Annotated in this window: 9 protein-coding genes; 3 read left to right on the top strand and 6 right to left on the bottom strand. The window is 73.1% G+C overall.

The genetic code is table 11. The features are described from left to right. Positions 1–488 precede the first annotated feature (488 nt). Together mfd and M8I34_RS30465 are read right to left on the bottom strand one after the other, a co-directional pair. Positions 489–4034 (bottom strand): transcription-repair coupling factor, encoded by a 3546-nt coding sequence (mfd, locus tag M8I34_RS30470; RefSeq protein ID WP_250054857.1) that lies wholly within the window; start codon positions 4032–4034, stop codon positions 489–491. 191 nt (positions 4035–4225) lie between these two features. Beyond that, positions 4226–4789: a phospholipase A2 gene (locus M8I34_RS30465; protein WP_250054848.1), complete on the bottom strand. Its 564-nt coding sequence runs from the start codon at positions 4787–4789 to the stop codon at positions 4226–4228. 510 nt (positions 4790–5299) lie between these two features. On the opposite strand from M8I34_RS30465, the gene M8I34_RS30460 reads away from it, so the two are divergent. Then, positions 5300–6802: an MFS transporter gene (locus M8I34_RS30460; RefSeq protein ID WP_250054954.1), complete on the top strand. Its 1503-nt coding sequence runs from the start codon at positions 5300–5302 to the stop codon at positions 6800–6802. A 26-nt stretch (positions 6803–6828) separates the two neighbouring features. Here the strand turns inward: M8I34_RS30460 and M8I34_RS30455 are convergent, their stop codons facing one another. The 4 genes from M8I34_RS30455 to M8I34_RS30440 form a co-directional block, all read right to left on the bottom strand. Beyond that, positions 6829–7836: a cellulose-binding protein gene (locus M8I34_RS30455; RefSeq protein WP_250054846.1), complete on the bottom strand. Its 1008-nt coding sequence runs from the start codon at positions 7834–7836 to the stop codon at positions 6829–6831. A 164-nt stretch (positions 7837–8000) separates the two neighbouring features. Then, positions 8001–8936 (bottom strand): LCP family protein, encoded by a 936-nt coding sequence (locus M8I34_RS30450; protein ID WP_250054953.1) that lies wholly within the window; start codon positions 8934–8936, stop codon positions 8001–8003. Positions 8937–9292: 356 nt separating this feature from the next. Continuing rightward, positions 9293–12271: an SUKH-4 family immunity protein gene (locus tag M8I34_RS30445; RefSeq protein ID WP_250054844.1), complete on the bottom strand. Its 2979-nt coding sequence runs from the start codon at positions 12269–12271 to the stop codon at positions 9293–9295. A gap of 5 nt (positions 12272–12276) precedes the next feature. Then, entirely contained in the window at positions 12277–13284 is a 1008-nt protein-coding gene (locus M8I34_RS30440) for an HNH endonuclease (RefSeq protein ID WP_244414341.1), read from the bottom strand. A gap of 321 nt (positions 13285–13605) precedes the next feature. On the opposite strand from M8I34_RS30440, the gene M8I34_RS30435 reads away from it, so the two are divergent. After that, the gene (locus M8I34_RS30435; protein ID WP_244414340.1) at positions 13606–14124 is read left to right on the top strand and encodes a YwqJ-related putative deaminase; all 519 of its coding nucleotides are present in this window, start codon (positions 13606–13608) and stop codon (positions 14122–14124) included. An 8-nt stretch (positions 14125–14132) separates the two neighbouring features. Beyond that, entirely contained in the window at positions 14133–14702 is a 570-nt protein-coding gene (locus M8I34_RS30430; RefSeq protein WP_244414339.1) for an SUKH-3 domain-containing protein, read from the top strand. The last annotated feature ends 33 nt before the right edge of the window (positions 14703–14735 follow it).

The raw sequence follows: 14735 nt of genomic DNA, 5'->3' as shown, positions 1-14735 counted from the left end.
GCGGTGTACCGGCTCCCCGACGCCCCCGCGCCGTTCGGCCCACGCTTCCCTCCGCCGCACTCGGCCCCCCGTTACTCCCACCGTCACACCCCTCGAAGCCGCCCGCATGAGTACCCGTACCTAATTCGCGAGCCACCCTCCGCATCCTCAGCACACACCCGTTGACCTGCGATGACGAATGGTTTGACGAGGCATCATTCGCCAACTGCGCACGATGGTGACGCATACTCAGAAACTGCCGGACATCGGCGGAAGAACCGACGGAAAACCGAGCATCGCCGCCCCCGCTGCGCGCAGGGGGCGGCGTCCGGCTTCCGTGCGAACCGTCCGCGTCATGGCATCAATTCTCACCGCGACCACTGACAATCGGACGTGGCCGCGCACCCTCGGGGCGGGCCCGCCCAGCCGGACGCACGCCCATCGGCCCCGCCCCGCCGGACGCACGCCGACCCCCCGTCCCGCCGCGGAACGGGAAGGCCGGACGACGCCTACGACCCGAGGACCGTGGCCAGGAACTCCCCCACCCACGACAGCAGTTCGCGGCCGACCAGCGGCTTGCCGCCGATCTTGCCGGTGGCCGGGCGCGGCACCAGGATCTGCCGGGTGGCCGGCTTGAGGACCGTACGGGGGTACAGCCGCTTGAGGCGCAGCTCCTGGGACTCGCGCAACTCCACGGGACCGAAGCGGACGTTGGAGCCCTGGAGGGTGATGTCCGAGACGCCGCAGGAGCGGGCCAGCATGCGCAGACCGGCGACCAGCAGCAGGTTCTCGACCGGCTCGGGCAGCTTGCCGTAGCGGTCGACCAGTTCCTCGCGGACCGCCGCGATGTCCTCCTCCGAGGAGGCGGAGGCGATGGACCGGTAGGCCTGGAGGCGCAGCCGCTCACCGGGGGCGTAGTCGTGCGGGACATGGGCGTCCACGGGAAGCTCGATCTTGACTTCGAGCGGGGGCTCCTCCTCCACGCCGCCTTCCAGGGAGGCGCGGTAGTCGGCGACCGCCTCGCCCACCATCCGTACGTAGAGATCGAAGCCGACGCCGGCGATATGGCCGGACTGTTCGCCGCCGAGGAGGTTGCCCGCGCCGCGGATCTCCAGGTCCTTCATGGCGACGTACATGCCCGCACCCATCTCGGTGTGCTGGGCGATGGTCGCCAGCCGCTCGTGTGCGGTCTCGGTCAGCGGCTTCTCCGGCGGGTAGAGGAAGTAGGCGTAGCCGCGCTCGCGGCCACGGCCCACCCGCCCGCGCAGCTGGTGGAGCTGGGAGAGGCCGAAGTTGTCGCCGCGCTCGACGATCAGGGTGTTGGCGTTGGAGATGTCGATGCCCGATTCGACGATCGTCGTCGAGACCAGGACGTCGAACTTCTTCTCCCAGAAGTCGACGACGACCTGCTCCAGCTGCGACTCGCCCATCTGGCCGTGGGCGGTCTGGATACGGGCCTCGGGGACGATCTCGCGGAGCCGGGCGGCGGCCCGGTCGATGGACTCCACCCGGTTGTGGATGTAGAAGACCTGGCCCTCGCGCAGGAGTTCACGGCGGATGGCGGCGCCGATCTGCTTCTGCTCGTACGGCCCGACGAAGGTCAGGACCGGGTGGCGCTCCTCGGGCGGGGTGGTGATCGTGGACATCTCGCGGATGCCCGTCACCGCCATCTCCAGGGTGCGGGGGATGGGGGTGGCGGACATGGTGAGGACGTCGACGTTGGCGCGGAGCTTCTTCAGCTGCTCCTTGTGCTCGACGCCGAACCGCTGCTCCTCGTCGACGATGACCAGGCCCAGGTCCTTGAACTTGGTCTCGGAGGAAAAGAGGCGGTGGGTGCCGATGACGAGGTCGACGGAGCCGTCCCGCAGCCCTTCGAGGACGGCCTTGGCCTCGGTGTCGGTCTGGAAGCGGGAGAGCGCCCGGACGTTGACCGGGAACTGGCCGTAGCGCTCGCTGAATGTGCCGAAGTGCTGCTGGACGAGGAGGGTGGTCGGGACCAGGACCGCCACCTGCTTGCCGTCCTGGACGGCCTTGAAGGCGGCACGGACCGCGATCTCCGTCTTGCCGTAGCCGACGTCGCCGCAGATCAGGCGGTCCATGGGGACCGACTTCTGCATGTCCTCCTTGACCTCGGCGATGGTGGTGAGCTGGTCGGGCGTCTCCGCGTACGGGAAGGCGTCCTCCAGCTCGCGCTGCCAGGGGGTGTCCGGGCCGAAGGTGTGGCCGGGCGCCGCCATCCGCGCGGAGTACAGCTTGATGAGGTCGGCGGCGATCTCCTTGACGGCCTTCTTGGCGCGCGCCTTGGTCTTGGTCCAGTCGGCGCCGCCGAGCCGGTGCAGGGTCGGGGCCTCGCCGCCCACGTACTTGGTGACCTGCTCCAGCTGGTCGGTGGGGATGTAGAGGCGGTCGCCGGGCTGGCCGCGCTTGGCGGGGGCGTACTCGACGAGGAGGTATTCGCGGGTGGCGCCCTGGACCGTGCGCTGCACCATCTCGATGTAGCGGCCCACACCGTGCTGCTCGTGGACGATGAAGTCGCCCGCTTCGAGGGTGAGCGGGTCGATGGTCTTGCGGCGGCGGGCCGGCATCCGGGCGCCGTCCTTGCCGGCCGCCTTCTGGCCGGAGAGGTCGGTCTCGGTGAGGACGGCGAGCTTGAGCGACGGATCGACGAAGCCGTTGTCGAGGGAGCTACAGGAGACATGGACGACGGACGGGGAGATCTCGGCGAGGTCGGCGTCCAGGCGGGCGGGGATGCCCTCGCCGCCGAGGACCTCGACCGTACGGGCCGCCGGGCCGTGGCCCTCGGTGAGGAACAGCGTGCGCCAGCCGTCCGCCACCCACTGCTTGGTGTCGGCCAGTGCCCGCTGGGTGTCACCGCGGTAGGTGTCGGGGGCATGCATGCCCAGCTTGAGGGTGTCGCCGCCCGTCAGCAGCTCCTCGTCGGCCGCGAAGGGGCTGACCGACCACCACATCATCCCCAGCTCGCGCGCCCGGTCCCGGACGTCCGCGAGGCCCCACAGCGAGGCCGCGCCCACATCGATCGGCGCCGCTCCCCCGCCGGCACTGGCCGCCCAGGACGCCTGGAGGAACTCCTGGCTGGTCGCCACCAGGTCGGCGGCCCGGGTGCGTACCCGCTCCGGGTCGCACACCACCGTCATGCTCCCGGCCGGCAGCACGTCCAGCAGCAGCTCCATGTCGTCCACCAGGACCGGAGCCAGTGACTCCATGCCCTCGACGGCGATCCCCTCGGCGATCTTGCCGAGCAGTTCGCCCAGCTCGGGATGCTGTTCGGCGAGCGCGGCGGCCCGCTGCCGCACCTCGTCGGTCAGCAGCAGCTCACGGCACGGCGGCGCCCACAGGCCGTGTTCGGCGACCTCCAGGGACCGCTGGTCGGCGACCTTGAAGTAGCGGATCTCCTCGACGTCGTCGCCCCAGAACTCCACCCGCAGGGGGTGCTCCTCGGTCGGCGGGAAGACGTCCAGGATGCCGCCGCGGACCGCGAACTCGCCGCGCTTCTCGACCAGCTCGACGCGCGCGTACGCGGCCGCCGCCAGACCGTCGACGATCTCTTCGAGGTCGGCGCTCTGGCCGGTGCGCAGACTGACGGGCTCCAGGTCGCCCAGGCCCTTGACCTGCGGCTGGAGCACGGAGCGGATGGGGGCGACGACGACGGAGACGGGCCCGGCGGTGGGGTCGTCCTGGCGCGGGTGGGCGAGCCGGCGCAGCACCGCGAGGCGCCGGCCGACGGTGTCCGAGCGCGGGGAGAGCCGCTCGTGCGGCAGCGTCTCCCAGGACGGGAACTCCACGACGGAGTTGTCCTCGCCGGCCGGCACGAGGCTGCGCAGCGTGGCGGCGAGGTCCTCCGCCTCCCGGCCGGTGGCGGTCACCGCGAGCACCGGGCGGCCGGCCTCCCGGGCCAGCGCGGCGATCGCGAGCGGGCGCGCGGCCGGCGGCCCCACCAGGTCCACATGCGGCCGGTTCCCGTCGGTCGCGGCCTGGAGCGCTTCGGCGAGCGCCGGGTCCCGTACGACGGCGTCGAGCAGACCAGTCAGGCTCATCAGAAGGTTCCGTCCCAGCGAGGCGAACAACGCAGCAGCCCGACACGTCTCACGGGCCGGGGTTGCCAAGCGTACGCCCGCCCGCCACCCGGACGGGCCGACAACCCGGGGCGGCCCCGGCGCGCCGGAAGGCGTGCGCCGGGGCCGCGCTCCCGGCCGCGGCGCACGCCGTCAGCCGCGAGCGGCGGAGATCAGCCGGCGACCCGGACCGCGGCGTAGTACTTGTCCGCGGTCTTGAGGCAAGCGGCCTTCATTTTCTTCCGCATCGCCGGGGTGAGCGGGTCGGCCCAGGGCTTGTACTGGCAGGCCTTGCGCATGTCCTGGAGGAATACGTCATCGATACGCTTCTTGTGATCCCGGCGCCAGGCCGGCTTCCCCACAATTGTTTTGTAGTTGCGGTAACCGAAGTCGTGGCGGTGGCAGGAGTAGGTGAAGTCATAGCCGCCCGGCAGCTTCTCCGGCGAGCTGTTGCAGCCGTTGGTGCTCCAGTTGAACCGGAAGTAGTTCGAGCCCGAGCGGTACAGCCCGAGGTACTTGAACCAGGCGTCCTGGGACGCCTGCCCCTTGCTGGTCAGCGACTTCAGCTTCTTGAGCCGGTACGCCGCGCCGACCGCCGGACCGGCCACGTCCGCCTGCCGCATCACACGGGACGGTCCGGTCCCGGCCGTCTCTGCCAGCGCCGCGGCGAGCGCGGGTGCCGCCGTCCCCAGAGCGAGGACACCGGCCAGTACGACACCTCCGAAAGAGGTCCGCATCGTGTTCACTTGTTTCCCTTCCCCGATTTCATGCTGCATCGGAAGCCGTATCCGAAACCGGCTCCGGGAGGGAAAATAGCGCGAGAGTGCGGGGCGGAAGAGGGAATTAACGGGAATGCCCGCGCATATCCTCAGGGGAACCTCAAAGTCCGCAACCACGGACATGGCGAATTGATACCGGACTCGATCACTATGTCCGGATCCGGCCGTCACCCCAATGGGGGCAAATGCACACAGAGCCCTCCCGTGCGGCCACCCCTGTGACGTGGGACACTTCTTGCCTCACGGGCACCAACGAGGCGAACCCCAGGGCCAGTTGCCCCGCGCCGGGCCCGGAAACGCGGTTCCGCGACCCGCCTCCCGCATGGAAGGGTGCACCGTACAAGGACCTGCGGAGGGGGAACGGTGAGCAACAGCGCACGGCCTACCGGCCACAGCGAACGCGATGCCCTGCGACCGGCGGGCCCGGCACCCGCGGACCCCCGCCGCCGCCCCGTCGTCGCCGCCCTCATGCTCGGTATGGCGCTGGCCGCGCTCGACTCGACGATCATCGCCACCGCCATCCCGCAGATCGTCGGGGACCTCGGCGGCTTCGCGGTCTTCTCCTGGCTCTTCTCCGGCTATCTGCTGGCCGTCACCGTCACCCTGCCCGTCTACGGCAAGCTCTCCGACACCTTCGGCCGCAGGCCCATCCTGATCACCGGCATCGTGCTCTTCCTCGCCGGCTCGCTGGCCTGCGCGGGCGCCTGGAACATGGCCTCGCTGATCGCCTTCCGCGTGATCCAGGGCCTGGGCGGCGGCGCCCTCCAGGGCACTGTCCAGACCATCGCCGCCGACCTCTACCCGATGAAGGAACGCCCCAAGATCCAGGCCAGGCTCTCCAGTGTCTGGGCCACCTCGGCGGTCGCCGGGCCCGCACTGGGCGGACTGCTCGCCGCCTACGCCGACTGGCGGTGGATCTTCCTGGTCAATGTGCCGGTGGGGGCGGTGGCCCTCTGGCTGATCGTGCGGTACTTCACCGAGCCGGAACGCGGCCGGGCGAGCCCCCGGGCCCGCCGCCCCCGCGTCGACTGGCCCGGCGCGCTGGCGATCTTCGCCTGCGGCGGGCTGCTGCTGACCGCCCTGGTCCAGGGCGGTGTGGCCTGGCCCTGGCTCTCCGTGCCGTCGCTGCTGCTGCTCGGCGGCAGCGCGCTGTGCGCCACCCTCACCGTGCTGATCGAACGCCGTGCCGCGGAACCGATCATCCCCGGCTGGGTCTGGCGCCGCCGCACCATCTCCGCCGTCAACGTCGCGCTCGGCGCCCTGGGCCTGCTGATGGTCGCCCCGACCGTGTTCCTGCCCACCTACGCGCAGTCCGTACTGGGCCTGGGGCCGACGGCCGCCGGCTTCGTGCTCTCCGTCATGACCCTGAGCTGGCCGGTCTCGGCCGCCCTGAGCAGCCACGTCTACAACCGCCTCGGGATCCGCAGCTGCGCGGTGCTCGGCATCGGCGCGGCCGGTCTGATCCTGCTCGCCTTCCCCCTGCTGCCCTACCCCGGCGCCGCCTGGCAGCCCGCCCTGATCATGCTGGCGCTCGGCGCGGCCCTCGGCCTCTTCCAGCTACCGCTGATCATCGGCGTCCAGTCCTCGGTCGGCTACGCCGAGCGCGGCACCGCCACCGCCTCCATACTCTTCTGCCGCCAGGTCGGCCAGTCCCTCGGCGCCGCGCTCTTCGGCGCCCTCGCCAACGCCACCCTCAACGACCGCCTCGCCCACGCCCCTTCGGACATCCGCCCCGGCCTGCCCGACGACCTGGACGCGGTCTCGCACACCCTCCAGCACCCCGGCGCCCTCACCGCCCACGCCACCGACTACCTCCGCCGCGCCGTCGACACCACGGTCGACCACGTCTACCTCGGCGCCGCCGCGGCCGCCGCGCTCGCGCTGGCGGCGCTGTTGCTGCTGGCCCCGCGGCACTTCCCGGTACATACGGACGTCCGCGCCACGAGCGAGGGCGAGCCGGCCGGGAAGTAGCCGGCCGGCGCGGGGAGTCCGCGCGGTCAGCCGCCCGCGGCACCGCCCCCACGGGGCACCTGCGTCTCCAGGGTGTCCTCCTCGTCGGGACCGGCGGAGCCGGAGCCCCGTCCGCCGGCCCGCGCCCCCGCGGCGTCCCCGTCGTCCCCCTCCGCCACCGGCGCCTTCCCGGTGAGCACCGCCAGGCTGTTGCGTACATGGGTCATATGGACGCGGACCTCTTCGCGCTCCGCGTCGTGGGTGCGCAGGATCCGCTCCGTGGTCCGCTCGATGCGCTCCACCTCCGCCCGCGCCTGCGCCAACAGCCCGGCGGCACGGTCCTCGGCGTCCTCCTGGCGGTGCCGGGCGGTCTCCTCGGCCTCCGCGTACCGCGTCCGGGCGTCGGCGCGCACGGCCTTCCCGCGCGCGTCCAGCTCCGCGACGCGCCGGTCCGTCTCCGCCTCCATCGCCGCCAGTTCCCGCGCGGCCGCGTCCGCCTCCTCCGCCTGCCGCTGCTCCTGGTCGCGCAGCAGCTGCGCGGTGCGCCGGCGTACCTCCGCCAGCCCCTCGGCCGCCTCGCTCCGCAGCCGCTCGGCGTCCTCGGCCGACACGGCCGCCAGCTCCGTGGCCTCGCCGCGCGCCGCCCCCTCCGTACGCCGGGCCCGCGTGTCCGCCTCGGCGCGCACCGCGTACGCCGCCCGCTCGGCCGCGTCCCGCACCTCGTCCGCATAGGCGGCGGCCGCGCCACGGGCCTGCCCGGCCGCCTGCTCCGCCTCGGTCCGCAGCCGGGCCGCCTCGGACTCCGCGGTCGTCAGGATCAGCCGTGCCTCGCGGCCCAGCGACTCGTACGTCTGCGGCGGCTGCTGCGCCAGATGAACCCGCAGCTGTTCGAGTTCGGCCGCCATCTCGTTGGACAGGACGGTGAGCCGTGCGGCGCGCTCCCAGCAGGAGTCGCGGTCGACCGAGAGCCCCGTGACCCGGCGGTCCACATCCTCCGGCCGGTAGCCACGCCCTCGTACGGCCTCGAACCCGTGAGGCGAAACCGATGCACTCATCCCTCAAGCCCCTCTCCGCCGCGCACAGCAGTCGCGCGACCCGCGGCGTTCCGCGTCGTTTCGCATGATTCCGTGCAGCCCTGTGCAGTTACGCGCACTTCCCGGGGATCGTGCCGAAGCCGCACCATCGCGACACTCCGCCCAACCCACCCCACAAGGATGCGTTATTTATCGCCAGAAGTCGGAATCCGATCATCGTTGCGCAGCGCCTGGAACAACCGCCCCGCCCCGGTCTCGTCCCACCGCAGCACCGACCCGACGCCGCTCACCATCACCCCGGGCCGCAGCACCGGAACCGTCGTCGCCGTCCCGCCGCCCCCGGCTATCTGCTTCATCGACCAGCCCATATCCAGCACCCGCGCCAGATCCGCACCGTCGTCCACGGTCACCGCCGCCAGCGAGGTGTCCAGTACCCGCTTCAGCCGGGACGGGTCGAGGTACACGTCCGGGGATGCCATCTCGTCGGCAACCGCACCGAGCAATTGCCGCTGGCGCTTCACCCGTCCGAGGTCACCGTCAGGGTCGGTGTACCGGGCCCGTACGTACGCCAGCGCCTGCGTGCCGTTCATCTCTTGGCAGCCCGCCGGGAAGTCCGCCCCCGACTTCTCGTCCCGCAGCGGCTTGTCCAGACACAGCCGCACACCGTCCAGCGCGTCCACGACCTGCACGAACCCCAGGAAGTTCACCTCGGCATAGCGGTCGATCCGCAGCCCGGTCGCCTGCTCCACCGTTCGGGTGAGCAGCTTCGGACCGCCGTCCGCATATGCCTCGTTGATCTTCCGGCTGCCGTGGCCCGGTATCGGTACGTAGCTGTCGCGCGGCAGGCTGACCAGCGAGGGCCCGTGATCGCCGTAGTGCAGCACCATGATCGTGTCGGTGTTCCGCACCTGGTTGTTGCCGACGTGCAGGTCCCTGCGCTGCTGCGGGGTCAGCGTGCTGCGGCTGTCCGAACCGACCAGCAGCCAGTTCGTGCCCTTGCCCGCGGCCGGCCGCCCCGCGTAGCCGGCCAGCGCGTCCATGTGCCGCAGCTGCCGGTTCGCCGAGACATACAGCCAGGCCCCGACCGCGACCACGGCGACGACCAGCACCAGCAGCGACACCAGGAGCCAGACCAGCCATCTCCACCGGCGCCGGGGCGGGCCCGGACCGCGCAGCGACCTGGCCGTCCGCTGCCGGTGCCACCAGCGCGGACGCTGCGCCCGGTACAGCGCAGTCGTCGACGACGACTGCGACAACGGGGGTATCGGACGGCCCATATACGCATGGTCGGGGCACCCGCCCCGTCCCGCCTGTCGAGCACCCCGGCCCGCCCGCTATGCCAGGGTCCGGCCGGGTCCGCTCCGCCGGGACCTCCGGCCGGATCCGCTCCACCGGGGGCCCGGCCGTGATCCGCCGGAGGGGCCCTGAGCCACGTCTTCCGGACCGGCCGGGGACGGGGTGCTCCGCACGGCGCGCCCTACAGCAGCCCGTCCCACATCTGCTCCAGCAGCACCGACCACCAGGTCTCCGGCGAACCCAGCGCCGGCGCGTCCAGCGCGACCAGCTGTGCCTGGAAGTCGACGGTCCAGCGGCCCGCCTGCTCGGGCGTCAGCCCGTACCGCAGCCGCCACATCCGCCCCAGCATCGCCAGACAGCGCGCAAACTCCGGCAGCCCGGAGTTCACGAACTGCGGCGTCGCCGGCGCACCGCCCGGCCCGGCCTCCATCGGCACCGCCACGATGTGCGCGGTCCCGAACTGCACACACAGCTGACGGCCGAAGTCGTTGCCCATCACCAGATACGAACCGGCATCCGACGCCGGCTGCACCATCCGCTCCGCCGCCAGCTCCGCCAGCGTCGGCACCGGACGGCCCGGCTGCGCCTGCGCCCAGAAGAACGGCCCGAAGTCGACCGGCAGCCCGGACCACACCAGCGTCTGCGCCACCACGTCGGGCACGCCGTGCCGGGAGACCGCCCGCTGGTCGAAACGGAAGATGCCCTGCGGCCCGAACGCCTGCTCCAGCTCCTGCCCGATCGCCTGCGGCGGCACCGGTGGCACCGGCTGCACCTGCGACGGATGCGGCAACGGCACCCGCACCGGCGCCGGCCGCGCCGGACCGTCCGCGACCTGGTGCAACTCGCCCTGATGCTCGACGAGATGCCGTACGCCCTGCTGCCGCGAGGCATGGTCCCTGCCGTACGCGGCGGTGTGGCTGATCCGCACCTGCGGCCAGTTGTCCCGGATCATCCGGGCGCAGTAGCCACCCGGCAGATCACAGCACTCCAGCTCCGTGTGCAGCTCCAGCACCTGCTGCGGGGGGATGTTCATCGCGCGCAGCTCATGCAGCAGCTGCCACTCCGGATGCGGCGTACCGGGCGCCGAACGACGCACGATCTTCTGCTCCGAGCCGTCCGGCGCGCGATAGCTCAGCACGGCCATATAGCCCGGGCCGACGGTCGGCTGACCGCTGGGCGCCTGCGGATAGCCGTACGCACCACCACCGCCGGGGCCCTGCACACCGGGACCCTGCGCACCCGGCGGAGGCCCGGGCGGGGCGGGCTGACCGGGCGGGGGCGGGACGCCGGGGCCGGACGCCGGCGGCATTCCGGGTACGCCCGGCGCGCCGGGGCCGCCGGGACCGGCCGGGCCGTTCCCGGACAGCGCCGCGCCGTCGGCGAGCATCGTCGCCGCGGCATGCACCCCACCGCCACCACCCGCGGCGGGCGGGGCGGGCGGCGCGGAGGGCGGAGGCGGACCGTCCTGGCCGCCGGAGCCCCGGGCGCCCGCGGACGCGCCGGGCCTGCCGGGCGGGCCGGGCGGCTTGGGCGCACCGGGAGGCTTGGGCGCACCGGGCGGGCCGGGCGGACCGGGCGGCGGGGGCACACCGGGGCCGCCGGCAGCGCCGCCCGGCCCGTTGCCGCCCGCGAGACCGGCCTGGAGGGACGCGCCGTCGGCGAGCATCGTCGCGGCGGCATGTACCCCACCGGGGCCCGGACCGCCGGCACCGGGGGAACCCGTGCCGCCGGAACCGGAACCGGAACCGGAACCGGAAGCACCGGCACCGGCACCGTCGGAACCAGCGGCCTCACCGGTCCCGCCCGGCCCGTCGACCGCGCTGAGATCCAGATCCGCCCCGTCCAGCTGCGAAACCATCTGCGTCGGCACATAACCACCGGCCGGCGCACCGGACGCACCGGGGCCGGACGCCGCGAGCCCGCCGGGCGGGCGCACCTCGGCCCTGCCCGTCCCGGCCTGGGCCTGGGCGGCCTGCGCGGGGTCCTGCGCCGCACCGGAACGGCCCGCACCGGGGAGACCGGGCACGCCGGGAGGCGGGGGCGGTCCCGCGGCGGCGTTCCCGGGCAGCGACGAACCGTCCGCCAGCATCGTCGCGGCGGCATGCACCCCACCGCCCGCGGGCGGGGCGGGCGGCATACCGGGGGCGGGTACGCCGGGCCCGCCCGCGGCGGGCGCACCGGCACCCGGCGGAGGCGGCACATCGGCGACCGGCGGCCCGGACGGCGGCGGCAGATCCGGCAGCCCCACGGCCTGCGGCGCGGCAGGCGGCGTAGCGGGCGGCGCGGGAGGCATCGGGGGCGGCAGCGGAGCGCCGGCGGGCCCGCCGGCCGGACGTGCCTGACCGGCCGGACCGCCGTCGGGCCCGGCCCCCTCCGGCAGATCCAGCGCGGGCGCGACCTGTGTACGCGGCAACTGACTGCCGCCGTGCAGCAGTTCGGTCTTGGCCTCCGGCCGGGCCCGCGGCGTCGGCGGAGCGTCGTGCTCCTCGTCGAAACCGGCCAGCGGCGGCGCGAAGACCGTCGCGGGCAGCCCCACCGACCGGTCCTCGCCGCCCGCACCGGCGGTCGTGTCCGTCCCGGCCCACGGCGTCGGCTCCCCGGCACCGGCACCCGGGGCCGCCTCCACACCGGGCCCGGTGGCCCCGCCCTCGGTGCCGTTGACGCTCACCTCGGCCCAGGCGTCCGAAGCCGACGGCGCGGCAGCCGGCGCAGACGCACCCGGCGGAGAAGCCGCCGGGGCTTCACCGGCGGCCCCCGCGCTCCCGGCCCCGCGCCGGTCCGCGCCGCCGATCCCGTCCGCCGCCTCCTGCAACCACTCCGGCGGCGTCAGCAGAAACGAGGTGGCCTCCAGATCGATCCGCTGCGCAGGCGCCTCGGACGCGCCGTACCCGCCGTCCGCGGGAGCGCCGTACACCTCCTCATACCGCCGGATCACCTCGCCCACCGGCAGCCCCGGCCACAGCGTGGTCTCCCCGCTGTCCCGCGCGATCACCATCCGGGCCCGGCCGCCATCCGTCGACGGCCCTCCCTCGCGGTCCTCGGCCCAGGCCACGAAGCCCAGATCGAACTCCCGCACCCGCACCTCTCGATGGAGCGGCACCGGCACCTCGCCGTTCACCCACAGCTCCGCGCGCTCCTGCGCCTGCGCGAACGTCACCACCGTGCTCAGCCCCCCACCGCAACCGCGTACGCAAAACCGCCGTCGACCATCAAGTTCGCCACGGTGTCCAGCTCCGGCGGATTGCCCGCCAGCCGCTGGAGGAACTCATCGAAATCCGCACCGCACGGCAACAGCAGCCGCTCCACCCGCTCCTGCACCGTCCATCCGTCCTGATCCCGCGCATCGTCGTACGGGCAGAACCACACCGAGCCGAGCGCCTCGCCGCGCACCTTCACCGCGACCACACCGCCCTGCACGAACACCACGCCCAGATAGTCCTTGGTGAAGTGGTCCCGCAGACACTTGTTCACATAGACCAGATCGTTGACCGCGGCGTCATCGCGCACCGTGAAGAACGGCTGGTCGATCAGCAGCCCCAACTCCGCGTCCAGCGCTGCACCCACCGGCGCACAGCCGCCCGCCGCCTTCAAGAACGACCGGTAGGCACCCGGCAGCCGATAGCCCAGCACCTCCTCGGCCTGCGCCACCTGCTCCTCGGCCACCGACAGATCACGGTGCGGGAGCCCGAAGTGCACCGGCCGCGTCTCCTGCAACGGGCGGGTACCGCGCCTGTCGTGCGCCACCGCGGCCGTCGCCAGCCCGCCGTGATGGCGCAACAGCGCCTTCACCTCGACCGGAATGAGCTCCATCCGCCGCGTACCGGCCACGTGATGCCAGGTCCAGCCGTGCGGCGTCGCCACCGCCGGCACATCTATCCACAGCTCGTGCCCCTGCGCGTGCAGGGCCGCGTTCGCCGACACATAGTCCGTCAGCCGCAGCTCGTCGACGCCGAACCCCTCCGGCGGCTCGGCGATCTCCGCCGCGGCGCGCGCATACGGCGAGAACTCCGGGAAACCGTGTTCATCCATGCGCACTCCGGCGGGATACCGCGTGGCGCGGACCGGGTCCGGAAATTGCACGACCTGCCCGGCATAGGCCGAATTCGGTGGGGCGGCATCTCCCGCCGCCCGGGGGCCGGGGAGTGCCCCCAGCCCTTGCCGACCTGTCGTCATCGCGGTTGCCCCCTGGCTGAAGCTGGCTTTGGGGCACAGCCTATGCCGTACCGCAACACCCGCCCCCGCCCGCCCGCCCCCGCACGTCAGCCCCGCGACACACCGGCGTCACCCACCGCCGCACCACCCCCGAGCCCCCCGCGCACCACCCCGCCGACCAGCCCCGTTCCGCCCCGGCCGACGCCCCGTCAGCTCGCCGTGAGATCACCGACAGGCCGCCCGACTACCGCAACGCCCAGCACATTTGGCAGGCTGACCCTCCCCCACCTACGGCGGGGAGACCCCCAGTACCACGGGGATTCGGGGAGGGAAAGCACCACCATGAGCACCACCGCACGTCATCACCACTCAGCCGCCGGCGACCCCCGCATCGGCTGGAGCGGCACCGCCGACGCCCATCGCGCGCCCGCCCTCCACCACCGCCGCGACGGCATCCTCCCCACCGTCGGCGCCGCATTGTCCGTACGCGGACAAACCCTCACCTGCACCGCGAGCAAGGCCGAACAGCCCCCCGCCCTGCACCCCCTGGTGCAGGACTTCCTCGACACGCTCGCCACCGCACAGCGCGAACGTTTCACCGGACGCTGTCCCGAAGCGGTCCTGCTCTCCCGCCACCTCACCGCCGTCGAGGGCAACCGCGGCAAACGCGCCTCCCGAAAACCCCTCACCAATGGCGAAGCCCGCCGCTCCCTGAAACACTCCAAGATCACCGCACGCCATATCCGCGAGGACGGCGACCCCCAGCACGGCAGCTACGCCCCGCCCTGCCGCTCCTGCGACGCACTCCTCGCCCACTTCGGCGTCATGCCCATCAGCGGCACCACGCCCACAGGAAGCTGACCGCCACCATGCCGCCCACCACCCCCGGCCCCCGCTCCGCCGACCACGACCGCACCGACTCGACCCGCTTCCCCGCCGCCGTCGACGTCGCCCTCCAGGAAGCCGGCTGGCAACCCGGACGCTGGGACATACAGCAGGCGGAACACTGGGCCGACACCCTCCGCGCCCACGCCTCCCCCGCAGGCCACCGCCACACCGTCTTCCCCGCCGCCGTCGAGGCCTGGGCCGAATTCGGCGACCTGCACATCACCGGCCCCGGCCCCGGCCGCCACATCGCCCCCACCCCGTTCGCCATCAACCCCCTGCACGGCCTCCACCTCGCCCGCACCCTCGGCGACCTCGGCCGCGCACTGGAAACCGACGTGGCCCCCCTCGGCCGCGAAGAACTCACCGCCCCCGACGGCACCACCTACAGCCAGGCCACCCTCGCCATCGACACCGAAGGCCGCGTCTACAGCCTCGACCACACCGGCGACTGGTACCTGGGCCCCGACCTCGACACCGCACTGGGGACACTGGTCCTGGGAACGCGGCCGAGCCGGCTCGGGCTCGGATTTTCGGCCCACGATTCCGGCTGACCCGCCGTACGCGTTTGGTTGTCGCCCCACGTT

Origin of the sequence: Streptomyces sp. MCA2 (genome assembly GCF_023544705.1) — a bacterium.
Taxonomy (GTDB): Bacteria; Actinomycetota; Actinomycetes; order Streptomycetales; family Streptomycetaceae; genus Streptomyces; species Streptomyces decoyicus.
This window is presented reverse-complemented; position numbering and strand designations above follow the sequence as displayed.